This window comes from Streptomyces sp. RLB3-17 (genome assembly GCF_007113425.2).
In the GTDB taxonomy this organism is placed as follows: Bacteria; Actinomycetota; Actinomycetes; order Streptomycetales; family Streptomycetaceae; genus Streptomyces; species Streptomyces mirabilis_D.
In genome coordinates, this window is sequence record NZ_CP041610.2 from 9903788 (window position 1) to 9929903 (window position 26116).

General features: G+C 70.8%; 22 protein-coding genes. 12 read left to right on the forward strand and 10 right to left on the reverse strand.

The annotated features are described in order from the left end of the window. The first annotated feature begins 5 nt into the window (after positions 1-5). Entirely contained in the window at positions 6-842 is an 837-nt protein-coding gene (locus tag FNV62_RS44490) for a polysaccharide deacetylase family protein (protein WP_097287432.1), read from the forward strand. Positions 843-924: 82 nt separating this feature from the next. Here FNV62_RS44490 and FNV62_RS44495 read toward each other — a convergent pair whose 3' ends face one another. Next, on the reverse strand, positions 925-1587 hold the full coding sequence (locus FNV62_RS44495; protein ID WP_143610126.1) for a class F sortase: 663 nt from the start codon (positions 1585-1587) through the stop codon (positions 925-927). A gap of 332 nt (positions 1588-1919) precedes the next feature. On the opposite strand from FNV62_RS44495, the gene FNV62_RS57705 reads away from it, so the two are divergent. Beyond that, the gene (locus tag FNV62_RS57705) at positions 1920-2813 is read left to right on the forward strand and encodes a hypothetical protein (RefSeq protein ID WP_205523270.1); all 894 of its coding nucleotides are present in this window, start codon (positions 1920-1922) and stop codon (positions 2811-2813) included. Between the two features lie 109 nt (positions 2814-2922). Here the strand turns inward: FNV62_RS57705 and FNV62_RS44505 are convergent, their stop codons facing one another. From FNV62_RS44505 to FNV62_RS44515, 3 genes are all read right to left on the reverse strand, one after another. After that, positions 2923-3519 carry a hypothetical protein gene (locus FNV62_RS44505; RefSeq protein ID WP_143603936.1) on the reverse strand — a complete coding sequence of 199 codons (597 nt, stop codon included), beginning with the start codon at positions 3517-3519 and terminating at the stop codon, positions 2923-2925. 223 nt (positions 3520-3742) lie between these two features. After that, positions 3743-4507, reverse strand: a complete 765-nt coding sequence (locus tag FNV62_RS44510) for a DUF4239 domain-containing protein (RefSeq protein WP_054234923.1) — start codon at positions 4505-4507, stop codon at positions 3743-3745. 15 nt (positions 4508-4522) lie between these two features. Continuing rightward, complete coding sequence (locus FNV62_RS44515; protein ID WP_205523272.1) at positions 4523-5080, reverse strand: hypothetical protein; 558 nt, start codon at positions 5078-5080, stop codon at positions 4523-4525. A 282-nt stretch (positions 5081-5362) separates the two neighbouring features. Here FNV62_RS44515 and FNV62_RS44520 point away from each other — a divergent pair, with 282 nt between their 5' ends. From FNV62_RS44520 to FNV62_RS44535, 4 genes are all read left to right on the forward strand, one after another. Further along, on the forward strand, positions 5363-6310 hold the full coding sequence (locus tag FNV62_RS44520; protein ID WP_097287436.1) for an SCO0930 family lipoprotein: 948 nt from the start codon (positions 5363-5365) through the stop codon (positions 6308-6310). A gap of 455 nt (positions 6311-6765) precedes the next feature. Then, positions 6766-7578, forward strand: coding sequence for an SAM-dependent methyltransferase (locus FNV62_RS44525; protein WP_143610128.1), 813 nt, complete (start codon positions 6766-6768; stop codon positions 7576-7578). Then, positions 7575-9710, forward strand: a complete 2136-nt coding sequence (locus FNV62_RS44530) for a putative bifunctional diguanylate cyclase/phosphodiesterase (protein ID WP_097287438.1) — start codon at positions 7575-7577, stop codon at positions 9708-9710. The genes FNV62_RS44525 and FNV62_RS44530 overlap by 4 nt, the downstream gene beginning before the upstream one ends. Positions 9711-9791: 81 nt before the next feature. After that, on the forward strand, positions 9792-10571 hold the full coding sequence (locus FNV62_RS44535) for an SDR family NAD(P)-dependent oxidoreductase (protein ID WP_143656394.1): 780 nt from the start codon (positions 9792-9794) through the stop codon (positions 10569-10571). A 34-nt stretch (positions 10572-10605) separates the two neighbouring features. Here the strand turns inward: FNV62_RS44535 and FNV62_RS44540 are convergent, their stop codons facing one another. After that, entirely contained in the window at positions 10606-11487 is an 882-nt protein-coding gene (locus tag FNV62_RS44540; protein WP_143610130.1) for a LysR family transcriptional regulator, read from the reverse strand. A 119-nt stretch (positions 11488-11606) separates the two neighbouring features. Between FNV62_RS44540 and FNV62_RS44545 the strand changes: the two genes are divergently transcribed. The 5 genes from FNV62_RS44545 (at position 11607) to FNV62_RS44565 (ending at position 16878) form a co-directional block, all read left to right on the forward strand. Then, positions 11607-12278, forward strand: a complete 672-nt coding sequence (locus FNV62_RS44545) for a succinate dehydrogenase (RefSeq protein ID WP_054227930.1) — start codon at positions 11607-11609, stop codon at positions 12276-12278. Between the two features lies 1 nt (position 12279). Next, entirely contained in the window at positions 12280-14238 is a 1959-nt protein-coding gene (locus tag FNV62_RS44550) for a fumarate reductase/succinate dehydrogenase flavoprotein subunit (protein ID WP_143603939.1), read from the forward strand. After that, positions 14235-14984, forward strand: coding sequence for a succinate dehydrogenase/fumarate reductase iron-sulfur subunit (locus FNV62_RS44555; RefSeq protein WP_054227932.1), 750 nt, complete (start codon positions 14235-14237; stop codon positions 14982-14984). The genes FNV62_RS44550 and FNV62_RS44555 overlap by 4 nt, the downstream gene beginning before the upstream one ends. Positions 14985-15298: 314 nt before the next feature. Further along, entirely contained in the window at positions 15299-16069 is a 771-nt protein-coding gene (locus FNV62_RS44560; RefSeq protein WP_054227933.1) for a GNAT family N-acetyltransferase, read from the forward strand. Beyond that, on the forward strand, positions 16069-16878 hold the full coding sequence (locus FNV62_RS44565) for a lysophospholipid acyltransferase family protein (protein WP_143603940.1): 810 nt from the start codon (positions 16069-16071) through the stop codon (positions 16876-16878). The genes FNV62_RS44560 and FNV62_RS44565 overlap by 1 nt, the downstream gene beginning before the upstream one ends. A gap of 55 nt (positions 16879-16933) precedes the next feature. On the opposite strand, the gene FNV62_RS44570 is transcribed toward FNV62_RS44565, so the two are convergent. The 4 genes from FNV62_RS44570 to FNV62_RS44585 form a co-directional block, all read right to left on the reverse strand. Next, entirely contained in the window at positions 16934-19282 is a 2349-nt protein-coding gene (locus tag FNV62_RS44570) for an ATP-binding cassette domain-containing protein (RefSeq protein WP_144316138.1), read from the reverse strand. Positions 19283-19325: 43 nt separating this feature from the next. Further along, positions 19326-20324, reverse strand: coding sequence for an LLM class flavin-dependent oxidoreductase (locus FNV62_RS44575; protein ID WP_375336850.1), 999 nt, complete (start codon positions 20322-20324; stop codon positions 19326-19328). A gap of 25 nt (positions 20325-20349) precedes the next feature. Then, entirely contained in the window at positions 20350-21564 is a 1215-nt protein-coding gene (locus FNV62_RS44580) for a glycosyltransferase family 39 protein (protein ID WP_143603942.1), read from the reverse strand. 162 nt (positions 21565-21726) lie between these two features. Beyond that, positions 21727-22629: an SDR family oxidoreductase gene (locus FNV62_RS44585; RefSeq protein WP_143610134.1), complete on the reverse strand. Its 903-nt coding sequence runs from the start codon at positions 22627-22629 to the stop codon at positions 21727-21729. A 342-nt stretch (positions 22630-22971) separates the two neighbouring features. On the opposite strand from FNV62_RS44585, the gene FNV62_RS44590 reads away from it, so the two are divergent. Beyond that, positions 22972-23940 (forward strand): aldo/keto reductase, encoded by a 969-nt coding sequence (locus FNV62_RS44590; protein WP_143603945.1) that lies wholly within the window; start codon positions 22972-22974, stop codon positions 23938-23940. A gap of 107 nt (positions 23941-24047) precedes the next feature. On the opposite strand, the gene FNV62_RS44595 is transcribed toward FNV62_RS44590, so the two are convergent. Continuing rightward, on the reverse strand, positions 24048-25904 hold the full coding sequence (locus FNV62_RS44595) for a glycoside hydrolase family 9 protein (protein ID WP_181360953.1): 1857 nt from the start codon (positions 25902-25904) through the stop codon (positions 24048-24050). Between the last annotated feature and the right edge of the window lie 212 nt (positions 25905-26116).

Below are 26116 nucleotides of genomic sequence, written 5' to 3' on the forward strand. Positions count from 1 at the left end.
TAATCATGAAAAAGTATCAGCTGCTTACGCGGCGCCGGCTGTTGATCGCCGGTACCGCCGTCCTGGGGGTGGCGGGCACGGCCCGCGTCCTCACCGCGGATCCGCCCGGGAACCCGGTGCGGGGCACACCCGTGGCCGGGGGCCCGCAGGCGCGCCAGGCACTCAAGCCCTCCGCGTACCGCCTCGAGCCGATGACCGGATTCGCTCCGTCGCGCCGGACGCCCGGCAAGCCCGCTGTCCGTCGTGAGCCGATCCTGCGGGTGAGCGGGCGTGGCCGCACGATGGTGCTGACCTTCGACGACGGACCCGATCCTCGCTACACCCCGAGCATTCTGCGCACCCTGCGCAAGCACGACGTACGGGCGATGTTCTTCGTCTGCGGGGAGATGGCCGTCGACAACAAGGACCTGCTGGCGGAGATGGCCGACGACGGGCACGTCGTCGGCAACCACACCTGGACGCACCCGCTGCTGACCGAGCTCCGGAGCTCCGAGATCCGCTCCGAGATCGCGCGCACCAGCGACGTCATCGAGGAGGCCTACGGCGAACGGCCCGTCTGGTTCCGCGCGCCCTATGGGGCCTGGAACCGGGCGACCTTCCAGATCGGCGCCGACCTCGGCATGGAACCGATGGCCTGGACGGTCGACAGCCTCGACTGGACCACCCCGGGCACCGCCACCATCGTCGACCGGGTGGAGGAGGGCGCCGCCCCCGGCGTCGTCGTCCTCTCCCACGACGCGGGCGGCGACCGCTCTCAGTCCGTCCGCGCCCTGCGCGAGTACCTGCCCGTTCTCCTCGACTCCGGCTACCACCTCACGGTGCCGCACCGCGAGGACCTCTGAGCGGGAGCGGGGGGCGGTCGCGGTCGCCCCCGCCTCCGCCGACGAGCCCGGGAACAGCGCCCGGGCCCGTCGGCGGGGAGTCTCAGCGGACCTCGACCAGGCGGGCGAACACGACGACGTTCCCTTCGTAGCCGTGCTGCTTGGAGAAACCGCCTCCGCAGGTGATGACCCGCAATTCCGGGGTGCCCTTGCTGCCGTACACCCGGTCACCGGGGAAGTTGTTCTTCGCGAATACGTCGACGCCGTAGATCTCGAAAGTGGCGGTCTTCCCGTCCTTTCGCTGAACCTCGACCCGGTTTCCCTTCTTGAGGGCACCGAGCCCGTAGAAGACGGCCGGTCCCCGCATGTTGTCCACATGGCCCACGATCACGGCCGTGCCCTTCTCGCCGGGCGACACCGCACCGGTGAACCAGCCGGCGAGATTGGCATTGTCGGGCGGCGGCGCGTCGACCCAGCCGGCCGAGTCGAGACCCACCGGCACGACCGGGGCATCCACCTGGATCGCCGGGATCCTGACCCGGTCCACCACGGAGTACGGCAACGCGGCGGGCCCGTTGGAGAAGGTGGCGACGGGCGTCCTGCTGTCCGCTGCCGCCGCCGTCGCGGGCTGCGGAGGGCCCACGTCGAACTCACCGGAACCATTCCGAATGAGTGCGAGGCCGGTCAGCAGAACAAGCGCTATCACGCCCCACGGGGCGCGCTTCCTCTGCCGCTCCTCCTCTTCGACCACCTCGGACGCAAACATTCGCAATCCCCTCTCGACGCGACCGTCGCCGCGTCCGTCGCGCATACCAGAACGCTAAGTGCAGCATGCCCGGCAGGCGACGGGGCGCGGGCGAACGGGTGTCGGGGCATCCGTGTGGTGAGCCATCCGAGTTGCCGAGGGCAGGAAATTTCTGACGGTCCGTGACCTGCGGCAATATCCGATTGTGTGGAAATCCTTCGGCGTGTCTTCTCACCAGGACGGACCATTCTCGAAATGCGCCCCCGTGCACCGCATCTGAGGGTCTGTATGGGAGGCGCTTTCTCGCCGATCGACCGGGGACGGTTCCCGGGGCGTCTTCCGCGGAGGATCACATGCGTACAACTCGTGCCCTGGCGGTCTCTGCCGCCGTGGTCGCCGCGGTGGGGCTCGCCGCCCCGGTGGCGACGGCATCGAACGAACCGGGCAGCAATGAGTCGGGCAACAACGAGCCGAGCAACAACGAGCCGAGCGGCAACGAGCGACTGGGCAACCCCGGTGGACCGGGCAACGGCACCGGGCTGGAGAGCACCGGTGGTGTGGTCGGCGGTGGTGGGGTGGTCGGCGGCGGAGGTGTGGTCGGCGGCGGTGGCGTGGTCGGCGGTGGCGTGGTCGGTGGTGGGGTGGTCGGCGGCGGTGGCGTGGTGATCGGCGGCGGTGGTGTGGTCGGTGGCGGCCGCCTGGGTGACAACGGTCGGTTCAACGACAATCGCCGGTTCAACGACAATGGCCGCTTCAACGACAACGGTCGGTTCAATGACAACGGCCGCTTCAACGACAACGGCCGCTTCGAAGACAACGGTCGGTTCAATGACAACGGCCGCTTCGAGGTGCGGAACATCCTCGTCCGGCCCAGTGTCATCGCGCGGGGCGGCCAGTTGTCGATCACCGTGGAGGGCGAAGCGTGCCTGAGGCCCGGCAGTACGGTCTCCTCGCGGGTCTTCCCCACCACACTGCTGCGCCGGGTGGGCGGCGACACGTCCATCGCGACGGTCATCGTCGACCGTGACGCGCGCCGGGGGTCGTACGACGTCACGGTCCACTGTGACGGCCGAAGGCTGACCCGGCCCGCGGCCTTCGCCGTCATCGGCGGTGTCAGAGCTGGTCTGGGTGGCAGCGTCGGCGGAGCGGCGCCCGCCGACGTGGCGATCGGCGGCGGACTGATGACCGCCGGCGTCGTCGGCGGTGGGGTGTTCTGGCTGCGCCGCAGGTCCGAACGGCGGAACTGAGCGGTGCCGGCACCCTGGGCAGTGCCCCGCGGAGCGCGTGTGTGAGGGGCCTTCGCCCCGGCCCTTCTCGCCGAGATCCGGGGCGAGAAGGGCCCCGAGCGGCGAGTGATCAGGACTCCTCGTCCGTGACGCGGCGGCGCGTCATGGACCACGCGGTGCCGACACAGCCGGCGATGAGCGCGGTTCCCAGGCCGATCTCCTTGAGGTCGAAGCCACCGCCGGAGCTCCCGCCGACACCGGCCTTGACGCCTCGCTGCACGGAGGCCGGGACCTGGACCTGGGCCGGGTCGGAGTAGTTGCTGCCGGAGCGGCCGGGGGCGATGGTCAGCTCGGTGTGGCCGCTCTCGTTGCCGCACTGGAACGTCACCTGGTACACCGAGCCCGCTCTGGCGTCCGCGTCGATCAGGGCCGTCGCCGACGACTGGCCCCTGGGGATCGTGACCGTGTCGAAGACTTCCGAGGAGACCCTGGCGGCGGAGTCGCAGCTCTCCGCGGTCAGCCGGAGGCGGCCGCCCGCCGCGATGCTCTGCGGCTGCACGTTGAAGCCGAACGAGGTGATGTTGTTGTTGCCCCGACCACTGTCACGGCCACTGCTACGGCCGCCGTCACTGTTTCCGTCGCCGTTTCCGGCGAGAGCGGCGGTTGCCGAAAGGGTGAGGGCGGTCGCGCCCAGCAGTGCGGCCGAAGCGACGCGTATCGCGTGCATGGTGAGCCTCCGGGTCCCCGAGGAGCCTTGCTGCGGACCTTCCGCCTGCGTCTGAAATGCGCCTCGATGTTCGAAACGCTAGAAAGGCGTGCACGTCGGCGCGATCGCAGTAGCGCGAATGGGGTAACCGGGTGGGCCGTACGGGGGAATGCGGGAGCGCGATCGGGGGACGGACGCGGTGTGGCGTCCGTCCCCCGATCCGCCGGCCGTTAAGGGAGGCCGGTCACTTCGGAAGGTGCGGGAACAGTGCCGTGAACGGTTCCGCCGAGGCTGTGATCCCCCGGCTGTAGGGCGCGTCGAAGTCCCAGATCAGGAAGAGCAGGAACGCGATCAGAGCGGAGAAGAGCCCGGCGAGGATCAGTTCCCGCTTGGTGCGCCGGATCTGGAGCGCGAACACCATCCCGATGGTGACCACGGCTCCGGTGATCAGCCCGAACCACACCACGCCCGGCATGGTCGCGTCCGTCGAGTCGGCGCGGGCGTTGCGTGCCGCGTCGGCCGCGGTCACCTGGTCGACCAGCGGCTGGTAGGTCTGGGCCTCGAAGTCCGACCTCGGCCGGTATTCGCTGACGTCCTGGCGGACGACCTCGAAGAGCCGGCCGCCCTTGGCGGTGACATGATCATGGTCGGCCATGGTCTTCCACTCGGTTTTGACGACGTATCCGACGTACGCGTCGACGTCGCCGCGAATACGGTCGCGCACGTCCGGCGGGTAGACGCGGACCCGCTCCGAGATCTCGTGCAGGGCCTGGGCCTCCGCCTGCACATGGTCCTGGGCGGCGCTGCGGGCCTCCCAGACTCCGGCGATCGCCAGTCCCAGGACGATGGCGTAGACCACGCCGATCATCATGGTCATGTATTCGATCACGTCCGGGGTCTCGGACGGATCCTCGTCGTCGGGGGCCCGGCGGGTGCGTACGAGGGACACGGCGAGGACGACGACACACGCCGCCGCCATCGCGAGGACGAGAACAAGCCATTCCGACAAGGGTGCCTCCAGGGGTCAGCGCGGACGCAGCGCCGCGACGGCGAGCAACGCGGGCACGGTGACGAGCAGGGTGAGCGAGACCAGGGACGGTCCACTGCGGGGCGAGTGCTTGCGCGTCGGGGCGCGGTAGGCCGGATATCTCACCGGGGTCGCCGACGGTTTGGGCCGCGCCTTGTGCGTGGGCGAGGGCGTCGGTGTCGGTGTGGGCTTCGGCGCCGGCCTCGGCGGGGGCGCCACGGCGGGGGGCCGCGGGGTCGGAGAGGCGGGTGGAGGCGGTGGCGGGGGAGCCGGCGGCGGGGGCTTCGGCCTGGGCTTGGGTGGAGGCGCCGGTGGTGGTTGGGGCGGCGGTTTCGGAATGGGTGGGGGCGGGGGCGACGGGGGCGGCGGGCTGATGGTGCAGAGGTCGCCGCCGGCCACCGCCACCGCGTCCGTGCCGTCCGGGCCGACGGAGGCGTACGCGCAGGAGTCGGCGACCGCCGCCGAGACCGGCGCGCCGCCGATGATCCAGGTCAGCGTCAGCAGCGCCAACACCCGTATGACGAGGGCGGACCGGGTCCGCTGTGGTCCATGCACGACCGAGATCATGAGCCGTACGGCGCCCCCGCACGCCGGAGCCGACGGGTATTGCCCCCGAACGAAGGACGTCCGGCTCGGACCGGTTTGACGCCCCCTCGGGACACGGCCACCGGGGTGGGAACAGATGCGCGAGATACATGTCGGCGTGGGGTGTGTCACAGCGTTCCGAAAGTTTTTTGTGCGGCCGTTGAACACATCCGCCACTCCCGCCCGTACCTAGGGCCATGCGCGGCGCTGCAGGGCGCTGCAACCCTTAACGCGAACAGTGGGAGTTACCCAATGAAGACCTCCTGGCGGAGCGCCTCACTCGTAGCGACAGCTGCGGCCGTGCTGGCGCTCACGACGGCGTGCGGTCAGGAATCGGGCACCCAGTCGACGGGGAGCCAGAACGTGGGCGCCGCCGCGGCAGCCAACGGTTACGGTCAGGCCACCAGTAGCAGCACCACTTCTCCCAACGGCTACGGCGCCGACCAGCAGAGTGCCGCCCCCAAGGCGGAATCCGCAGGTCAGCTGGCCGTCGCGGAAAGCACGACGCTCGGCAAGGTGCTGACCGACAGCGCCGGATTCACCCTGTACCGCTTCGAGAAGGACACCGCCGAGCCGCCGAAGTCGAACTGTGACGGCGACTGCGCGACCGCTTGGCCGCCCGTTCCCGCCGACGGCGCCGTGGCCGCCACCGGTGTGGACAAGGCCCTGCTCGGCGAGGTCACCCGCTCGGACGGCACCAAGCAGCTGACGATCGGCGGCTGGCCGATGTACCGGTACGCCAAGGACACCAAGGCCGGTGACACCAACGGCCAGGGCGTCGGCGGCACTTGGTACGCCTCCGCCCCCGATGGCAAGAAGGCCACCCTGGCGTCCCTGCCGGGCCTGTCGACCCGCAACGACCCCAAGCTCGGCGAGATCATCGTCGACAAGAACGGCCGGACGGTCTACCGCTTCCTGAAGGACCAGGCCTGGCCCGTCCCGAAGTCCGCCTGCACCGGTGCCTGCCTGGAGAAGTGGCCCGTCGTGGCCCCGGTCTCCGCCAGTGACACCAAGGGCGTGAAGAAGAAGGGCCTGATGGGCTTCACCCGCCCGGACGGCGCCAAGCAGATGACCGTCAACTGCTGGCCCATCTACACCTTCTCCGGTGACAAGGCGGCCGGGGACACCAACGGTCAGGGCGTGGGCGGCACTTGGTACGCCGTCGCCCCCGACGGAAAGCCGGTCGGCGCGCCGAAGTAGAGGATCACCTCCCCAGGGTTGATCGATCTCGCCCGGAACAACGCGTACGACCCGGGTCCGCCCCCTCCGCACCGCACGGAGGGGGCGGACCTCTTGGCGTACCCGGAACGCGCGGGCGCGCGGATCGGACGACGTGAGGCGCGCGGACAACGCACGGTTCACTTGCCGAACGAACGCCCGGGAGTTTTCCACACCGGGGATACCCGACGCCCCGATACCGTCGCGACGCTTCGTAACTCCCACGAACTTTTTGGAATGCTTCGCATCGATTTCGCGGTGACAGGGATCGGCGTGTTCGACTGACCTGCGCCGGGCGTCAATTCGGCACATGCCCGAGGCAGTGACGGTGAACGGACGGTCAATTTCCGTTTTGACTCGCTCCTTTGGCGGACGATCAGTAGCCTCAGCTCGAACACCGGATCGCCCACGTCGTCGACTACGCCTTGGAGAGATAGATGGAGCGTCCCGCCTGGGCCCCCCGCAGCATTGACATCTCGGTGCCGAGCGTGTCCCGTATCTATGACTACTACCTGGGCGGTTCGCACAACTTCGAGGTCGACCGGGAAGCCGCGCGCAAGGCGATGGAGTTCATGCCGGGACTGCCCAAGGTCATGCAGGCGAACAGGGCGTTCATGCGCCGTGCCGTGCGTTTCGCGGCCGCCGAGGGCATCGACCAGTTCCTCGACATCGGCTCCGGCATCCCGACCTTCGGCAACGTCCACGAGATCGCCCAGACGGCCAAGCCCGGCGCGCACGTCGTGTACGTGGACCACGACCCGGTGGCCGTCGCGCACAGCCAGGCCGTCCTGCGGGACAACGAGGACGCGGACGTGGTCGCGGCCGATCTGCTCAAGCCCCAGGAGATCCTGGCGACTCCCCAGGTGCAGCGGTTGATCGACCTGAACCGTCCGGTGGCCCTCCTCCTCGTTGCCATACTGCACTTCGTGGAGGACGCGGACGACCCGTACGGTGCGGTGGCCGAGCTGCGCGACGCGCTGGCGCCGGGCAGTCTGCTCGTGCTCACGCATGCGTCGTACGAGGGAATCCCGCTCCCGCCGGAGCGGGCCGAGGGCGCGGTCGACGTGTACAAGGACATCCGCAACCCGCTGATCATGCGCTCGCGCGAGGAGATCGCGCGGTTCTTCGAGGGGTACGACATGGTGGAACCCGGTCTGGTGCCGATGCCGATCTGGCGGCCCGACACGGCACCCGAGGACGAGGATCCCTATTCCTTCTCGGGGTTCGCAGGTGTGGGGCGCACGGCGTGACGGGCGAACCGGACGGGCCGGAGGACAGACTGCGCAGGTTCGCGACGATCTGGAGCCGGGCGGTCTTCCCGGTCACCTCCACGTCGCTGACCCGGCCGGAACTCGAGCAGCAACTCCTGCCGCTCGCCCGGCGGTTGAGTGACGCGCTGAAGGCGAGGACCTTCGACGCGGCCGCGGGCCAGGCGGTCGGCGCCGCGCTGGTCGCCGCGCACTGCACCGACCCCGAGGCGCTCAGCCGCAGCCTCGACTGCGTCGACGCCTATCTGGTGCTCTACTGCGGCGAGGACGGCCCCCAGGAGGCCCTGCGGACCCGCTCGGCGCGTCTGCAGCACGCCATGGCGGCGGGCTTCGCGGGGGCACTGCGGGAGCGGACGCTCGCCGAGCAGGAGGCCATCTCCCAGGCGGCGTTGAACGCGCGCAGCACGGTGGCCGAGGCGCTGCACGCGAGCGAGGCCCGGTTCCGCGCGGTCTTCGAGGGCGCGGCCATAGGAATCGGCATCGCCGACCTCGAAGGCAACATACTGCAGGTCAATGGAGCCCTGCTGCGTATGTTCGGTGGTTCCGAGCAGGGCGTGCGCGGCCGCAAGGTCCCCGAGTGGACGCATCCCGAGGACGCGCCCCAAGTCTGGCGACTGTACGAGGAGTTGGTACGCGGCGAGCGCGAGCACTACCACGTCGAAAAAGCCTTCTACCGGCCCGACGGCACCGCCCTGTGGACCAACCTGACGGTGTCCCTGCTGCGCGACGCGGACGGCCGGCCGCAGTACCAGCTCGCGCTGATGGAGGACACCACCGAGCGGCGGCTGCTCAATCTGCGGCTGCGCTACGAGGCCACCCACGACGCGCTCACCGGTCTGCCCAACCGGACCCTGTTCTTCGAACGCCTGGAGAAGGCGGTGTCCGGGGGCAACGACCAGCGCTTCGGCCTGTGCTACCTCGACCTCGACGGCTTCAAGACCATTAACGACAGCCTGGGGCACGCGGCGGGCGACCGGCTGCTCGTCGAGGTCGCCGACCGGTTGCAGTCCTGTGCGACCGCACCCGGCGAGATGGTCGCCCGGCTCGGCGGCGACGAATTCGTGGCCCTCACCACCGGGCCCGACACCGAGCGCGAGGTGGACGCGCTCGCCGACCGCATCATGAACGCCCTCGTCACCCCGGTCCGCATCGACGGCCGGGAGCTGACGGTCCGCGGCAGCATCGGCATCGTCGAGGGGCCTGCGGGTGAGCGCGGCCCGGCGGAGGTGCTGCGCAGCGCCGACATCACGATGTACCGCGCCAAGTCCGCGGGCGGCAACCGCTTCGAGCTCGCCGATCCCGAGGCCGACGCCCGCGCCATCACCCGTCACGGGCTCACCACGGCGCTGCCCGCGGCCCTGGACCGGGGCGAGTTCTTCATCGAGTACCAGCCGCTCGTGCACCTCGGCGACGGCAGCGTGCACGGCGCGGAGGCGCTGGTGCGCTGGCTGCATCCGCAGCACGGCGTCCTCGGCCCCGACCGGTTCATTCCGCTGGCCGAGCACACCGGGCTGATCGTGCCGCTGGGCCGGTGGGTCCTGGAGCAGTCGGTCCGCCAGGCCTGCCAGTGGCAGGAACGACACGCCGACTCGGGCCCGCTGCGGATCAACGTCAACCTGTCGCCCTGCCAGCTGACCCACCCGGGCCTGGTCCAGGACACGGTCGACATCCTGGAGCGTGAAGGTCTCGACGCAGAGGCGCTGTGTCTGGAGGTCACCGAGTCCGCGCTGATCGGCGCCGACGACGATCTGCTGAAGCCGCTGCGGCGCCTGGCCGAGATGGGCGTCGACATCGCCCTCGACGATTTCGGCACCGGTTACTCCAACCTCGCCAATCTCCGACGCCTGCCCGTGAGCATCCTCAAGCTGGACCGCTCCTTCACCCAGGGCATGCAGCAGTTCCCGGCGGACCCCGTCGACCTCAAGATCGTCGAGGGGATCGTTTCGCTCGCCCACAGCCTCGACCTCGCGGTCACGGTGGAGGGCGTCGAAACGGGCGCACAGGCCGAGCAGTTGCGGATACTGGGCTGCGACACGGCCCAGGGCTGGTACTACGCCCGCCCGGGCCCACCGGAGCGGCTGCACGAACTGGCCCTGGTGGACGCCACAGGCTGAGGCTTCGGGTGCGGCGTGGTCTCCTGGAACGGAGGGCGTGCGGCTGTTTGCCCAGTGGAGCGATTGAAGGAGCTGAGAAGGATGGGCACGGAACTCCAGGGCAGGACCGCCGTCGTCACCGGTGCGAGCAAGGGCATCGGACTGGCCGTCGCCGAGGCGCTGGCCGGCGCGGGGGCGACGGTGATCGCCGGGTCGCGCACCACGACGCCGGGTCTCGACGCGCTGGTCAAGCAGGGCGGTGTCTCCTGGGTACCGGTGGACCTGGCCGAACCCGGTGCCGCCGAGCGCCTCGTGGCGGCGGCGGACGGCCGGCTGGACATCCTGGTCAACAACGTCGGCGCGGCCCCCGCCCGTATGGGCGGATTCCTGTCGGTGACCGACGAGGACTGGCAGCGCACGGTCGATCTGAACCTCCTCACGGCCGTACGGGTCACCCGCGCCGCCCTGCCCCTGATGCTGTCCGCCGGGCAGGGCTCGGTCGTGACGGTCGCCTCGGTCAACGCCACCCTGCCCGACCCGATGGTGATCGACTACAGCGCGGGCAAGGCAGCGCTGGTCGCCTTCTCCAAGGCGCTCTCCAAGGAGGTCGGCCCTCAGGGCATCCGGGTCAACACCGTCAGCCCGGGTCCGGTGGAGACCGAGCTGTGGCTCGGCGGTGAAGGGGTGGCGGCCACGGTCTCGGCAGCCGCCGGGATCACCCCGGACGACGTGGTCGCCCAGGCGTCCAGTGCCACGGTCACCGGCCGCTTCTCCCAGCCGTCCGAGGTCGCCGACCTGGTCCTCTTCCTCGCCGGCGACCAGTCCCGCAACATCACCGGCAGCGACTTCGTCATCGACGGCGGCTTCATCCCGACCTGGTGACGTGCCGACCGGCCTCCTGAGCCCCCTGCGCCGGTCAGCGTTCCAGCAGCATCCGCTGGAGTTCGCGGGCCGCGCGTGGCGGAGCCACATCGCTGCGGTGGGCCAGGGCGATGACGCGGTGGAGTCCGGGGCGTGCGAGCGGTGTCACCCGCAGGCCGCGCCCCGAGCGCGTCGCGACCATGCGTGGGACGACGGCCACGCCGAGCCCCGCCCTGACGAAACCCAGCACCGCGTCCATCTCGCCGCCCTCGACGGCGAAATCCGGCTCGAAGCCCTCGGCGCGGCAGGCGGCGACGGTCAGTTCCCGCAGGTCGTAGCCGTGCCGGAACATCACGAGGCGTTCGCCCTCCAGGTCGGGGATGCGCACGGTGCGACCGGTCCCCGGCGCGGGCGCCTCCGGTGAGGACACCACGACCAGGTCCTCACGCAGCAGCTCCACCGTCGTCAGCGCGGGGGAGGGGGTGGGCAGCGGGAGGACGACCAGGGCGAGATCCAACGCGCCGCGCGCGAGTTCCCGTACGAGATCGTGGGAGCCGCCCTCCTCGATCAGCAGCCGGATACCCGGATAGCGGTCGTGAAAGGCGCGCAGGACGTCCGGAAGCAGGCCGGTGCACACGCTCGGCGTCGCGCCCAGGCGGACCCGGCCGCTGCGCAGCTGGGCCAGTTCCTGCACCTCGTGCCGGGCCGTGTCCGCGTCGGCCAGGATGCGCCGGGCCAGTGGCAGCAGCGCCTCGCCCGCGTCCGTCAGCGTGATGTTGCCCCGCGCGCGGAGGAAGAGGTCCGCCCCCAACTCCCGTTCCAGCGCCTTGATCTGCTGGGACAGGGACGGCTGGGCGACATGGACCAGATCGGCGGCCCGGGTGAAGTGCCGGGTCTCGGCGACCGCCACGAAGTACTGGAGCTGCTGGAACTGCATCCACCCATCATAGGCTCCAGCTATTGAAACGAGCTGGACCATGTCTTGGACCGATCGGCACCCGCGGCCCTACTTTCTGAGACATGGCTCTGGCAACGCGGACGGACCGACGACCGTCGATGACGCGCACCGTGTGGGACAGCTCCGTCGGGAAGAAGACCGTGATGGCGGTCAGCGGCCTGATCATGCTGATGTACCTGGTCGTACACATGTTCGGCAACCTGAAGATCTTCTTCGGTTCGGGCGACTTCAACCACTACGCCCACTGGCTGCGCACCCTGGGTGAGCCCTTCCTGCACTACGAGTGGGCCCTGTGGATCATCCGCGTGGTCCTGGTCGTCGCCGTCGTCGCCCACGCCACCGCCGCGTACCAGCTCAGCCGCCGCGACATCAGGGCGCGCCCGAACAAGTACGTCCACAAGAAGCCCAGGTCCAGCTACGCGACCCGCACGATGCGCTGGGGCGGGATCATCCTCGGCCTGTTCATCGTCTGGCACATCCTCGACCTGACGACCGGCACCGCGCACCCCGGCGGCTTCCAGCCCGGACACCCCTACCAGAACGTGATCGACACCTTCTCGACCTGGTACGGCGACGTGATCTACATCGTCGCGATGCTCGCGCTCGGCCTGCACATCCGGCACGGGTTCTGGAGCGCCGCACAGACCCTGGGCGCCGGCAACCGCACCCGAGACCGCGCCCTCAAGACCATCGCCGACGTCCTCGCGCTGGTGCTGACGGCGGGCTTCATCTCCGTACCCGTCGGTGTCATGACCGGATTGGTGAGCTGACATGACCGCAGCCTCTGAATACGCCGCGTACACGACCGGTGCGCCCGTCGCCGACAGCAAGGCCCCCGAGGGACCGGTCAACGAGCGTTGGGACACCCGTCGCTTCGAGGCCAAGCTCGTCAACCCCGCCAACCGTCGCAAGCACACGGTGATCGTGGTCGGTACCGGCCTCGCGGGCGGCTCGGCGGGCGCCACGCTCGCCGAGCAGGGCTACCACGTCGTCCAGTTCTGCTACCAGGACTCGCCCCGCCGCGCCCACTCGATCGCCGCCCAGGGCGGCATCAACGCGGCGAAGAACTACCGCAACGACGGCGACTCCGTCCACCGGCTGTTCTACGACACCGTCAAGGGCGGCGACTTCCGGGCCCGCGAGTCCAACGTCCACCGTCTCGCGCAGATCTCGGTCGAGATCATCGACCAGTGCGTCGCCCAGGGCGTGCCCTTCGCGCGGGAGTACGGGGGTCTGCTCGACACCCGTTCCTTCGGCGGCGTCCAGGTGTCCCGCACCTTCTACGCCCGCGGCCAGACCGGCCAGCAGCTCCTGCTCGGCGCCTACCAGGCCCTGTCGCGGCAGATCGCGGCCGGCAACATCGAGATGCATCCGCGCACCGAGATGCTCGACCTGATCGTGGTCGACGGACGGGCGCGCGGCATCGTGGCACGCGATCTCATCACCGGCCGGATCGACACGTACTACGCGGACGCCGTCGTCCTGGCCAGCGGTGGCTACGGCAACGTCTTCTACCTCTCGACGAACGCCATGAACTCCAACGCCACCGCCGTCTGGCGGGCGCACCGGCGCGGCGCCTACTTCGCCAACCCCTGCTTCACCCAGATCCACCCCACCTGCATCCCGCGCACGGGCGAGCACCAGTCCAAGCTCACCCTGATGAGCGAGTCGCTGCGCAACGACGGCCGTATCTGGGTCCCGAAGGCCCAGGGCGACACCCGCCCGCCGAACGAGATCCCCGAGGACGAGCGCGACTACTACCTGGAGCGGATCTACCCCTCCTTCGGCAACCTGGTCCCGCGCGACATCGCCTCCCGCGCCGCGAAGAACGTCTGCGACGAGGGCCGCGGGGTCGGCCCGGGCGGACAGGGCGTCTACCTGGACTTCGCCGACGCCATCCGGCGTATGGGCAGGGCGAAGGTCGAGGAGAAGTACGGCAACCTCTTCGACATGTACGCCCGGATCACCGCCGAGGACCCGTACACCGTGCCGATGCGGATCTACCCGGCCGTGCACTACACGATGGGCGGACTGTGGGTCGACTACGACCTCCAGACCACCGTCCCCGGCCTGTTCGCGATCGGCGAGGCCAACTTCTCCGACCACGGCGCCAACCGCCTGGGTGCCTCGGCCCTCATGCAGGGCCTCGCCGACGGCTACTTCGTGCTGCCGTCGACCATCAACGACTATCTCGCCCGCAACCCGCACCACGCCGAGGTCACGGACGAACACCCCGCCGTCCAGGAGGTGCTGGCCGAGACCGAGGACCGGCTGCGGCTGCTGCTGGCCGTCGACGGCGACCGCACCCCCGACTCCTTCCACCGCGAACTCGGCGAACTCATGTGGGAGTTCTGCGGCATGGCCCGCACCGAGACGGGTCTGCGCAAGGCCCTGGAGCGCATCCCGCAGATCCGCGAGGAGTTCTGGCGGCGCATCAAGGTCCCCGGCATCGGCGAGGAGTTCAACCAGTCCCTGGAGAAGGCCAACCGCGTCGTCGACTACCTGGAGCTCGCCGAGCTGATGTGCCTCGACGCGCTGCACCGGTCCGAGTCCTGCGGCGGCCACTTCCGCGAGGAGTCCCAGACCCCGGACGGCGAGGCCGCCCGCAAGGACGAGGAGTTCTCGTACGCCGCCGCCTGGGAGTTCACCGACACCGGCGCCGCGCCCGTCCTGCACAAGGAAGACCTGGTCTTCGAGTACGTCCACCCCACCCAGCGGAGCTACGCATGAAGCTCACCCTGCGCGTCTGGCGCCAGAAGAACGCCGACGCCGACGGAGCGATGTCCACGTACGAGGTGGACGACATCTCGGCCGACATGTCCTTCCTGGAGATGCTCGACACCCTCAACGAGGAACTCATCCTCAAGGGCGAGGACCCCGTCGCCTTCGACCACGACTGCCGCGAGGGCATCTGCGGCGCCTGCAGCCTGGTCATCAACGGCGACGCCCACGGACCCGAGCGCACCACCACCTGCCAGCTGCACATGCGGTCCTTCCAGGACGGCGACACCATCGACGTCGAGCCCTGGCGCGCCTCCGCCTTCCCGGTCGTCAAGGACCTCGTGGTGGACCGCTCGGCCTTCGACCGGATCATCCAGGCCGGCGGGTACATCACCGCCCCCACCGGCGCCGCGCCCGAGGCCCACGCGACGCCGGTGCCGAAGCCGGACGCCGACTTCGCGTTCGAGCACGCCGAGTGCATCGGCTGCGGCGCGTGTGTGGCCGCCTGTCCCAACGGGGCCGCGATGCTCTTCACCTCGGCGAAGGTCAACCATCTGAACGTGCTGCCACAGGGGGCGCCCGAGCGGGAGACGCGGGTGCTGGACATGGTGGCGCAGATGGACGAGGAGGGGTTCGGGGGGTGCACGCTGGCCGGGGAGTGCGCCACCGCTTGCCCCAAGGGGATTCCGTTGGTTTCCATCACCGGGATGAACAAGGAGTGGCTGCGGGCCGCTCGTAGGTCAGGGCGTCGCTGAGGCGGTGGTGCGACTGCGGGTCGGTGGGGGCTGATCGCGCAGTTCCCCGCGCCCCTTTCGGGGCGCTCCTGCTGAGCTGAATTGTTCAGAAGACGTTCGCCGGATCTGTGCGGACGGGCGGGGCCGGGAGTGGTGCTCATCCCCGGTCCCGTCTCGCATTCGGGGGAATCTCCTGGCATTCAACATCCCCACATCCTGGCTCCTGGCACAGGTCACGCGCAGGCCAACCGGCATCGGAAGAACAGGAGCGCGCGGGCCGTACCGAACCGGTCTGCCGCCGCTGTGCCGAACCGGCCCGTGACCAGGAGAGTGCCATGACCGGCGTTTCCACCCTCGACAGCCCCCCGCAGCCCCTGGCCCCCACCCGCTACACCGTCTCCCTCGCCCGTTCCGAGGCCGACGTCCGGGCCGCGCAGCGGCTGCGGCACGACGTCTTCGCCGGGGAGATGGGCGCCCTGCTGACCACGCCGCAGCCGGGGCTCGACATCGACGCCTTCGACGCCTACTGCGATCACCTGCTGGTCCGTGACACGCTGACCGACCAGGTCGTCGGCACCTACCGCCTGCTGCCCCCGGAGCGCGCCGCGATCGCCGGCCGACTCTACTCGGAGGGCGAGTTCGACGTGACCCCGCTCGACGCGATCCGCCCGGGACTCGTCGAGGTCGGGCGCTCCTGTGTGCACCCCGACCACCGTGACGGTGCCGTCATCGGCCTCATCTGGGCCGGGATAGCCCGTTACATGGTCGAGGGCGGCCACGAGTGGCTCGCGGGCTGCTGCTCGATCCCGCTCGCCGACGGCGGCGAGCTCGCGGCCGGAACCTGGGACCGGGTGCAGGCCAAGCACCTGGCACCCGAGGAGTACCGGGTACGACCGCTGCTGCCGTGGACCGCGGAGGGTGTCACCCGCCGGCCCCACACCGAACTCCCCCCGCTCCTGCGCGGCTATCTCCGGCTCGGCGCCTGGGTCTGCGCCGCACCCGCGCACGACCCGGACTTCGGGGTCGCGGACCTGTTCGTGCTGCTGTCGATGCGCCGGGTCAACCCGCGCTATCTGCGGCACTTCCTCTCGCTCGTCCCGGCCTGATGAGCGTCTGGCTGCCCAGCGCGCCCTGCACCCCCAGGGCGTGCGTCGAGGCGACGGGGTCCGCCACGGCCGTACCGCGTGCCGTGCTGCGGCTCGCGGCGGTCCTGGTCGTGGTCGCCACCGGGGTCGTGCTGTTGCCGCTCGGCGGGCGGATCCCCGCCGAGCCGGTACGGCGCTGGTGCCGGGCGATCGTGCGGGCCGCGGGCGTCCGCGTCCGGATCACCGGCCCCGCCGTCCCCACCGGTGGGCTGCTGATCGTCGCCAACCACATCTCCTGGCTGGACATCCCGCTCCTCGCCGCCGTCCGGCCGGCCAGGATGCTCGCCAAGTCCGAGATCCGGCAGTGGCCGGTGGCGGGACCGCTGGCCGCGCGCGGCGGCGTCCTGTTCATCGAACGCGACCGGCTGCGCGCGCTGCCGGACACGGTGGCGCGGATCGCCGGGCTGCTGCGCGACGGGGCGGCCGTCGTGGCCTTCCCGGAGGGCAGCACCTGGTGCGGCAGGGCGCAGGGCCACTTCCGGCGGGCCGTCTTCCAGGCCGCGCTCGACGCGGGGGTGCCGGTCCAGCCGGTGCACATCCACTACCGGCTCGCCGGGGGAGTGGCGAGCACCGCGCCCGCCTTCGTCGGGAACGACTCGCTGCTCGCCTCCCTGTGGCGGGTGGCCTCGGCCCGCGGGCTGGTGGCGGAGGTCGAGGTACGGCCCGCGCTCGCCCCGGGCAGCCACCCGGACCGACGGGAGCTGGCCCGCGCGGCGCAAGGGGGGTTGCATTCCCAGGGCGCACGCGCGTCGGCCCTCGCCCATCGCTGACGTATCAGGACGAGGCGACCCGAAGGGACGGGGGCCGGTGGCCGGCGGTAGGGGGCTATCGGCCCCGAGCGAGCGTCCGGGTGAGGTACGGAGCCGTCGTGCTGCCCTCCGCCCGCGCCACCTCGGCCGGGGGGCCCGCCGCCACGATCCGGCCGCCCGCGTCCCCGCCGCCGGGACCCAGGTCGATCACCCAGTCCGCGCCCGCGACCACCGCCATGTCGTGCTCGACGACCACGACGGTGTGTCCCGCGTCGACCAGGCCGTGCAACTGGCGCATCAGCACCTCGACATCGGCGGGGTGCAGCCCGGTCGTCGGCTCGTCGAGGACGTAGAGGGTGTGCCCCCGGCGGACCCGCTGCAACTCGCTCGCCAGTTTGATGCGTTGGGCCTCGCCGCCGGACAACTCCGTGGCGGGCTGGCCGAGTCGTAGATAGCCAAGACCCACGTCGAGGAGCGTGGCGAGGCTGCGGGCGACGGGCGCGGTGTCGGCGAAGAACTCCGCCGCGGCCTCCACCGTCATGTCCAGGACCTGCGCGATGTTCCTTCCGCGGTACGTCACCTCGAGCGTCTCGGGGTTGTAGCGTGCCCCGTCGCAGTCCGGACAGGGAGCGTAGGTGCTCGGCAGGAACAGCAGCTCCACGCTCACGAACCCCTCGCCCTGGCAGGTCTCGCAGCGCCCGCCCGCGACGTTGAAGGAGAAGCGCCCCACCCCGTAGCCGCGCCTTCGCGCCTCCTCCGCCCCGGCGAAGACCTTGCGCACCACGTCGAAGAGGCCCGTGTAGGTGGCGAGATTCGAGCGCGGGGTACGGCCGATGGGCCTCTGGTCGACGGAGACGAGCCGTCCCACCCCCTCCAGTTCCTCGGTCACCTCGCCGATGAGGGTGGACTTGCCCGAGCCGGAGACACCCGTGACGGCGGTGAGCACACCGAGCGGGAACGCGGCGCTCACCCCGCGCAGGTTGTGGCGGCTCACCGGCCCCACCTTCAACTGCCCTTGCGGAGAACGGACCTCGCGTTCCGGCGCGGGGGAGCGGTCGAAGAGGAAGCGGGCCGTGGCCGACTCCGCCACCCCGGCCAGCTCCGCCACCGGACCGCTGTGCAGCACCAGCCCGCCGTGCTCACCCGCCCGCGGGCCGACGTCGACGAGCCAGTCGGCGCCCCGCACGACATCCAGATGGTGCTCGACCACGAACACCGAGTTGCCCGCCGCCTTCAGTCGGTCCAGGACCGTGAGCAGGGCCTCCGTGTCCGCCGGGTGCAGGCCCGCGGACGGTTCGTCGAGGACGTACACGACACCGAACAGACCGGAGCGCAACTGTGTGGCCAGCCGCAGTCGTTGCAGCTCGCCCGCGGAGAGGGTCGGGGTGGCCCGGTCGAGGCTGAGGTAACCGAGGCCGAGTTCGACGACGGGGGCGATCCGTGCCCTCAGGTCGTCGGTGAGGACGCGGGCCGCCTCTCCCCGGGGCTCCAGGGTTCCGGCCAGCTCGGACAGCGGCAGCGCGGCCAGTTCGGCGATCGTGCGGCCCGCGAAGGTCACCGCCAGCGCCTCGGGACGCAGCCGGCTGCCGCCGCACACCGGGCACGGGGCGCTGGTCAGGAACCGCTCGGCCCTGGCCCGCAGCGTCGGGCTCTTCGAATCGGAGAACGTCTTCATGACATAGCGCCGGGCGCTCATGTACGTGCCCTGGTAGGGGCGTTGGATCCGGTCCGCGTCCCGCACCGGATGCACGGTGACGACCGGCTGTTCGTCCGTGAACAGGATCCACTCCCGCTGCGCGGCCGGCAGCTCGCGCCACGGCAGGTCCACGTCGTACCCCAGCGCGTCGAGGACGTCGCGCAGGTTCTTGCCCTGCCAGGCGCCGGGCCACGCGGCGATCGCGCCCGCGCGGATCGACAGCGACGGGTCCGGGACCAGCGACTCCTCGGTCGTACGGTGGACCTGGCCGAGACCGTGACACTCCGGGCAGGCCCCGGCGGCCGTGTTCGGCGAGAAGGCGTCCGAGTCGAGGCGTTCGGCGCCCCGCGGATAGTCGCCCGCGCGTGAGAACAGCATCCGCAGGGAGTTGGAGAGGTTGGTGACCGTGCCCACGGACGAGCGCGAGGTGGGTGCCGAGCGGCGCTGCTGGAGCGAGACCGCGGGCGGCAGCCCGGTGATGTCCCCGACCTTCGGCGCCCCGACCTGGTGGATCAGCCGTCGTGCGTACGGCGCCACCGACTCGAAGTAGCGGCGCTGGGCCTCCGCGTAGATCGTGCCGAACGCCAGCGAGGACTTGCCCGAGCCCGAGACCCCGGTGAAGACCACGAGGACATCGCGCGGGATGTCGACGTCCACACCCTGGAGATTGTGCTCGCGGGCGCCCCGCACACGGACGTACCCGTCGTGGCGGCGGTGCGGTTCGGACATCGACGGGACTCCTGGCGGGGCGCTCGGGGCAAACCCCACGATTCTAGGCCGCGGTCAGTCCCGCGACCCGGGCGAGCCTGCGGAAGGAGTCCAGCAGGGCCCCGCGGTCGTACGTACTGGTCGTGACCAGCACCTCCTGCGCGCCGGTCTCCTCGATCAACATCTCCAGCTCGTGCTCGACCTGCTTCTCGGTGCCCGCGATCTGCCCCGCGAGCGCCGACTCGTAGAAGTGCCGCTCCTTGCCGTTCATCGGGAGATCCTCGACCCGCTCGGCGGGCGGCAGCGGCGGGAAGGTGCCGTGTGTGCGGGCGTACGCCATCGACCAGGCCTCGGGGAGGAGCAGCCGCATCGCCTCGTCCGGGGTCTCGGCGACCGCGACGGCGCCGGAGACGACGACGTACGGCTCCGCCGCCCACACCGAGGGGCGGAACGTCGCGCGGTAGTGGTCGATCCCGCGCCGCATCTTCTCCCGGTTCCTGATGTCCCCGATGACCAGGGGCAGACCCGCGCGCGCCGCGATCGTGGCGCCCTCGTTCAGGGCGAGCACGAAGGGCGGCACGGCCAGCCCCTCCGAGGGGCGCGCGTGCACCCCCGCCGACGACGGGCCCCGGAACCAGCCGAGCAGCTCGTCGAGCTGCCCCGCGAAGTCGTCGGCGACGTCCTTGTCCCGCCCCAGCGCCCTGCGCACCCCGTCCGTGAAGCCGACCGAGCGCCCGAGCCCCATGTCGATCCGCCCGGGGAACAGGGACTCCAGCACACCGAACTGCTCGGCCACGACCAGGGGCTGGTGGTTGGGCAGCATCACCCCGCCGGTACCGACCCGGATCGTCCGGGTGGCGGCGGCGACCGCGGCGGCCAGCACGGTGGGCGCGGACCCGGCGACCCCGGGCACGCCATGGTGCTCCGAGACCCAGATCCGGTGGTACCCGAGCCCTTCCAGCTCCTGGGCCAGACGCACGGTGTCGCGCAGGGCCTCGGCGGCGTCGTGCCCCTCACGGGTGCGCGAGCGGTCAAGGACGGAGAAACGCGTCACGCTTCGGATGATACGGACCTCGCCCCACCTGCGGTCACAGGGCCTGGTGGGAAACGGTCAGCAGATAGGTGCCGTAGAAGAGGGAGAAACCGGCCAGGCCGATGAGCAGGACGACGACCGTGCGTCGCTGGGCGCGGGCCAGGGAGAGGGCGAACGGCAGCAGCAGGGGGAAGGCGGGCAGCAGCAGTCGGGGTCTGCTCGTGAAGAAGTGGGCGTCGCCGAGGGCGATGACGAGGAGAAGCCCCGAGTACACGAGCAGCGGCAGCGGCTGTCGGTCCAGGACGCCGAGGACGAACAGCAGGACGCAGCCGAGGACGATTCCGGCGGAGAGGTAGACGACCAGGGTGTCGTGCCCGACGATCAGGTGCTTGAACATGTGCGCGGTGTAGTGACCGAAGTCGAACCGTGAGCCCCACAGACTCTGCACCCGGAAGTATCCGGTCAGGTCGTGTGTGCGCAGCCCCACCCAGGCGACGTACCCGAGCCACCCGACGGGCGCCAGGAGCATGGCCACCCAGGCGCGCGGGACGGTGGGTCTCCCTTCGCGGCGGCGCTGCCAGAGGTGGGCGGCGGCGGCCGTGATGACGGCGGCGGCCACGGTGAAACCGTTGGGGCGGCACAGCCCTGCCAGCGCGGCCAGCGTCCCGGCGGTCAGCCAGCGGTGGGTCAGCGCCGCGTAGAGCGCCCAGGCGGCGAAGGCCGTCATGAGGGACTCGGTGTACGCCATGGTCAGCACGACGGCATGCGGCAGCAGCGCCCACAGTGCCGCGAGCGCCAGCCCGACCCGCCGTCCGTGCAGCAGCTCGCCGACCGCGTACACGCCCCAGGCGGCCACGGCGGCGGCGATCCAGGAGATGACGAGCGCCGCGTTGACCGGGCCGACCGGCAGGACCGTGTTCAGGCCGTGGATCAGTCCGGGGAAGAGCGGGAAGAACGCCAGGTCGTTGTAGACGACCCCGTGGCCGGACTTGGCGGCGACGACCGTGCCGTAGCCGTACCGGGCGATGTGCCAGTACCAGCCGCCGTCCCATTCCAGACCGAGCACGTTGCGCGGGTGCCGGCCCAGGTGCAGCGACCAGGCGGTCACCATGAGCACGCCCGCCAGTCGCGCGCCGGCGAACAGCCACAGCGCCGGCAGCGCCCGCTTCAGTTCGCCCCGCCATCGCCACACCCCGGGCGAGGCGGCAGGCGACGCGGGCACGAACTGCCGCGTGGGTCTGCCACTCACCGTCTGGGGGCCGTCTTCCATGCCGACCTCCTCGTCGCCCTGCTAGAGGGAATGGCCGGGGACGGGGTTCCACCGGTGGGAAGATCCTGACTTCATGGGACACGACGGTCCCGGGCGGCGCATTCCGGGCCGGGACGGAAGGGTGACGAGGTCGCCGGGATTCGAACCGCTCGAACGGCTCGCTCAGTCGTTGAAGTAGTGGCCTGCTTCGAGGTCCGGGACGAGTGCGGGGTGCTCGGGACGCCATCCGAGCAGCTTCCGGGTCAGGGCGCTCGAGGTCGGGTTGTCGAGGGACACGGCGGCGGCGAGGAAGCCGAAGTGCCGGCTCGCGTCCTCGGTGGTGATCCCGGCGACCGGCAGCTTCAGCCGGCGGCCTATGAGCTCGGCGATGTCACGCAAGGGCACGCCCTCCTCGGCGGCCCCGTGCAGGATCGAGCCGGCCGGGGCGGCCTCCAACGCCAGCCGGAACAGGTGCGCCGCATCGAGCCGGTGCACGGCGGGCCAGCGGTTCGATCCGTCGCCGACGAAGGCCGACACGCCGGTCTCGCGGGCGATGCCGATCAGGCTCGGGACGAAGCCCTTGTCGCCCTCGCCGTGCACGGTCGGTGAAAGCCGCACGACCGAGGCGCGCACCCCGCGCGCGGCCAGCGCCATGGCCGCGCTCTCCGAAGCGATCCGGGGTGCCTCCAACCCGGGATCGGGCACGATCTCCTCGGTCCCGAGGCGACCCGGCGCCATCATGGTGAGCATCAAGGTCCCCGAGGTCACCACGAGGGGCTTGCCGGTTCCTTCGAGCGCCGCTCCGAGAGCCTCGACGGCACCCAGGTCCAGCTTGCCGTTGGCGACGTAGTCCGAGAAGTCGTGGTTGAAGGCCAGATGGATGACGCCGTCCGCCGCCGCGGCGCCCTCGTGCAGGCGGTCCGGATCGTCGAGGGAGCCGCGGTGCGCCTCGGCGCCGACCGCCGTGAGCGCCGCGGCGGCGGTGTCCGAGCGGGCGAGGCCGAGGACCTGATGCCCCGCTTCGAGGAGTTCACGGACGACGGCGGAACCGATGAATCCGGTCGCGCCGGTGACGAATACGCGCATGGTGCAATCCTTTGACAGGACGAACAGGGTCCACCCCGGTGCGGCACCGGGGCGGTGACTCCACCCTGCGCGCGAGAGGTGCTCCGGGTCCAAGACCTGTTTCGCATCCGGCGATACGCCTGAGGCATCACCACAGGTCAGGCCGTTGCCCACACCCTTGCTGCCACGCAGTCCACCCGCGCCCGCCGGCTGTCGTACGAACGCCTCGGCGGCAAGTACTGCGCCGCGCCCCCGCGACTAAGCGAACGGCGATCGGGAATGGCTTTCCCGGAGCTCTTGTCGGCGGCTCGCCGCGGCCGGGTCGGCGGGGGCCCTTCCACCCCACGGAAAGCAGGAGTGAGCATGCAGTACGTGAAGCTCGGTTCGACGGGCCTGGACGTGTCCCGGATCTGCCTGGGCTGCATGAGTTTCGGGCTGCCCGACCGAGGGCCCCACGAGTGGACGCTCGACGCCGAGGGTGCCCGCCCCCTGATCCGCCGCGCGCTGGACGCCGGGATCACCTTCTTCGACACGGCGAACGTGTACTCCGACGGCACGAGCGAGGAGATCGTCGGCCGCGCGCTGGCGGAGTTCGCGCGCCGCGACGAGATCGTCATCGCCACCAAGGTGAACGGCGCGATGCACGACGGCCCCAACGGGCGTGGCCTGTCCCGCAAGGCCGTCATGACGGAGATCGACAACAGCCTGCGCCGTCTGGGCACCGACTACGTGGACCTGTACCAGATCCACCGCTTCGACCCCGCCACTCCCGTCGAGGAGACGATGGAGGCCCTCCACGACGTGGTGAAGGCGGGCAAGGCCCGTTACATCGGGGCGAGTTCGATGTACGCGTGGCAGTTCTCCAAGGCCCAGTACACGGCCCGGCTGAACGGCTGGACGCGGTTCGTGTCCATGCAGAACCACTACAACCTCCTGTACCGCGAGGAGGAGCGCGAGATGCTGCCGCTCTGCGCGGACCAGGGCGTCGGCGTACTGCCCTGGAGCCCGCTCGCCCGCGGCCGGCTCACCCGTGACTGGGACGTCAGCACCGAGCGCAGCCGCACCGACGAGTACGGCAAGAGGCTCTACCAGCCGGGCGACCGCGAGATCGTCGACGCCGTCGCCCGGATCGCCGCCGAGCGCGACATCCCGCGTGCCCGGATCGCCCTCGCCTGGCTGCTGCGCCGGAGCACCGTGACCGCGCCCATCATCGGTGCCACCAAGGTGGGGCACGTCGACGACGCGGTGGCCGCCCTCGACGTGGAGCTCTCGGAGAAGGAGACCGAGCAGTTGGAGGAGCCGTACACGCCTCGCGCGATCAGCGGGCACTGACGCGCGGCGCGGCGCCCACCGAACCCGTGGTGAGCGCCCGCACGTCCGAGCCGAAGAAGGCCTCCGACTCGGCTTCCGCGTCAGCCGGTGGCGGGCGGGGAGCGCGCTCAGCCGAGACGTTCCGGGAGGCCGCCCGCGCAGTCGTCCTCGGCCGCGTAGGCGGCCAGCCACGCCAGCGGCGCGTTCCAGTTGATGGCCACCTCGTTGGTCGAGTACGAGCCGATGTCGTCGATGTAGCAGGCCTGGGGCGCGCAGCCGGGCAGGTGCTCCTGTGCGACCGGGTCCTGCAGCCCGCTGTTGGGCCCGCCCGCGAGGGAGCCCGCCGGCGGGTGCGGCAGCGAGGGGTCGTACTGGTGCGCCCAGAAGCGGTGGTGCTGGTTGTCGGAGTACCGCTCCCCGTATCCGGTCACGTACGACTGGCCCAGGGCGTTGCGGCCCAGCAGGTAGTCCATCGACTCCAGCACTCCGGCGCGGTAGCGCGGGTCCCCGGTCAGTTCCTGGGCGGTGGCCATGACGATCGCGTTGTCGGTGACCGCGCTGTTGGAGCCCCAGACGTACCCGGTGGCGGGGAGCGGGACGGCGTATCCCTGCCCGGCCATGGTGGACAGATAGCCGTCCGCCGCGACGGTCACCGAGACGCGCACCCGCCGGAGGTCGGCCGCGGGCAGCCCGGTGCGTACGGTCGCCAGCGTCAGCCTGCCCAGCGCGGCGGTGTCGGCCCAGCTGAAGCCGCCGGACGTGAAGGCGTTCGCGGCGGTGTGCCAGGGCGAGGAGGTCACCGCGTCCCGGTAGGCGCGCTCGCCGGTCGTGGCGTACAACTCGGCGGCCGCCCAGTAGAACTCGTCGGTGACCTGGGTGTCGCCATAGGCCCCGCCGCCGGTGCTGTCCGCATCCGGCGCGTACATCGCCGGGTTGGCCCGCGCCGCCGTCCAGGCCTTGCGGGCGGCGGTCAGGCAACGGTTCGCGAACGCGGTGTCGTAGGGCCGGAAGACACGGGCGCACTGGGCCGCCGTCGCCGCCAGGTTGAGGGTGGCGGCGGTGGACGGCGGGTGGAGCTCACGCGGCTGGGCGTCCTGCTCGGGCCGGGTCGGCAGCCCGGTCCAGGCGGCGTCGTGGACTTTGTGGAACGCCATTCCCGCGTACGGTCTGCCGTCCGGCACCTGCATCCGCATCAGGAAGTCGAGCTCCCAGCGCGCCTCGTCCAGGACGTCGGGTACGCCGTTGCCGCGCTCGGGAACGCGCAGCGTCGAGTCGCCGAGCGCGGACGCGGTGCCCGCTCTCTTCGCCCGTTCGAAGGAATTGACGAGCAGCCAGGTGGAAATGCCGCCGTTCACGACGTATTTGCCCTGGTCGCCCGCGTCGTACCAGCCGCCCCTGACGTCCTGCGTGTAGTCGCACACCCCGGACTGACAGGGCACGTTCGTGTCGCCCTGATTGGGTGCGACTCCGAGATGGCCGGCGGGCCGCGCATAGGCGGAACCCACCAGGGAGGCTTCGATCGGTATCCCGCTGCGCTGGTGATAGAAGAAGGCCAGCGCGTCGGAGCGCAGCCCGTCGTAGAGATCCGCGCGAATGTCGAAGGGATCGCTGACCGTTCCGTCGACCGTCAGGACGTAACCCGAACCGGTCCGTCCGTACGAGGAGAAGTCGGCGACCTGGGTCGGCTGCCCGGAGGCCGCGTCCGTGCCGCGGCCGACGGTCGACCCCGAGGCGACCACCCTGCCCGAGGCGGTGCGCAGTCGCCAGGGGAGCGGCCCCGCGGCGGAGGTGACGACGGTCGCGCGCTTGGGGCCGTCCGGCAGATAGCCGACTTGGTTGACCCGTACGGCGGTTGTCGCCGTGGCGGCGGTGGCGAGCCCCGTCGCGGAGGGGGCGGTCACGAGGCCGCCGACGAGTAATGCCCCCGCCAGCAAGGCGGTCGTCAGGTGCCTTTGGCGGCGGTGGGGCAACGGGAAAGCGGACATGAGCGGCTCCCAGCGGTGAGGTGAATCCTGGGCCGCGGCCACGCGAGGTGGACGACGGGGAATGGGAGCGCTCCCAATAGGGAGCATTGCATGGGCATGCCAGGTCGTCAACGGGTCGGTGAAGGCCTTTCCGCTCTTCGGGGGGCTGGTCGGAGGCTCGCGTATGACCGCTCGCCGATGGTTGTAGGGGATTCTGAATTTCTTTTGTGGAG

Excerpts from the sequence above, each read along its gene's own strand:
- FNV62_RS44490 (WP_097287432.1), top strand. The coding sequence starts at position 6 with ATGAAAAAGTATCAGCTGCTTACGCGGCGCCGGCTGTTGATCGCCGGT.
- FNV62_RS44495 (WP_143610126.1), bottom strand. The coding sequence starts at position 1,587 with ATGTTTGCGTCCGAGGTGGTCGAAGAGGAGGAGCGGCAGAGGAAGCGC.
- FNV62_RS57705 (WP_205523270.1), top strand. The coding sequence starts at position 1,920 with ATGCGTACAACTCGTGCCCTGGCGGTCTCTGCCGCCGTGGTCGCCGCG.
- FNV62_RS44505 (WP_143603936.1), bottom strand. The coding sequence starts at position 3,519 with ATGCACGCGATACGCGTCGCTTCGGCCGCACTGCTGGGCGCGACCGCC.
- FNV62_RS44520 (WP_097287436.1), top strand. The coding sequence starts at position 5,363 with ATGAAGACCTCCTGGCGGAGCGCCTCACTCGTAGCGACAGCTGCGGCC.
- FNV62_RS44525 (WP_143610128.1), top strand. The coding sequence starts at position 6,766 with ATGGAGCGTCCCGCCTGGGCCCCCCGCAGCATTGACATCTCGGTGCCG.
- FNV62_RS44535 (WP_143656394.1), top strand. The coding sequence starts at position 9,792 with ATGGGCACGGAACTCCAGGGCAGGACCGCCGTCGTCACCGGTGCGAGC.
- FNV62_RS44540 (WP_143610130.1), bottom strand. The coding sequence starts at position 11,487 with ATGCAGTTCCAGCAGCTCCAGTACTTCGTGGCGGTCGCCGAGACCCGG.
- FNV62_RS44545 (WP_054227930.1), top strand. The coding sequence starts at position 11,607 with ATGACGCGCACCGTGTGGGACAGCTCCGTCGGGAAGAAGACCGTGATG.
- FNV62_RS44550 (WP_143603939.1), top strand. The coding sequence starts at position 12,280 with ATGACCGCAGCCTCTGAATACGCCGCGTACACGACCGGTGCGCCCGTC.
- FNV62_RS44555 (WP_054227932.1), top strand. The coding sequence starts at position 14,235 with ATGAAGCTCACCCTGCGCGTCTGGCGCCAGAAGAACGCCGACGCCGAC.
- FNV62_RS44560 (WP_054227933.1), top strand. The coding sequence starts at position 15,299 with ATGACCGGCGTTTCCACCCTCGACAGCCCCCCGCAGCCCCTGGCCCCC.
- FNV62_RS44565 (WP_143603940.1), top strand. The coding sequence starts at position 16,069 with ATGAGCGTCTGGCTGCCCAGCGCGCCCTGCACCCCCAGGGCGTGCGTC.
- FNV62_RS44570 (WP_144316138.1), bottom strand. The coding sequence starts at position 19,282 with ATGTCCGAACCGCACCGCCGCCACGACGGGTACGTCCGTGTGCGGGGC.
- FNV62_RS44580 (WP_143603942.1), bottom strand. The coding sequence starts at position 21,564 with ATGGAAGACGGCCCCCAGACGGTGAGTGGCAGACCCACGCGGCAGTTC.
- FNV62_RS44585 (WP_143610134.1), bottom strand. The coding sequence starts at position 22,629 with ATGCGCGTATTCGTCACCGGCGCGACCGGATTCATCGGTTCCGCCGTC.
- FNV62_RS44590 (WP_143603945.1), top strand. The coding sequence starts at position 22,972 with ATGCAGTACGTGAAGCTCGGTTCGACGGGCCTGGACGTGTCCCGGATC.
- FNV62_RS44595 (WP_181360953.1), bottom strand. The coding sequence starts at position 25,904 with ATGTCCGCTTTCCCGTTGCCCCACCGCCGCCAAAGGCACCTGACGACC.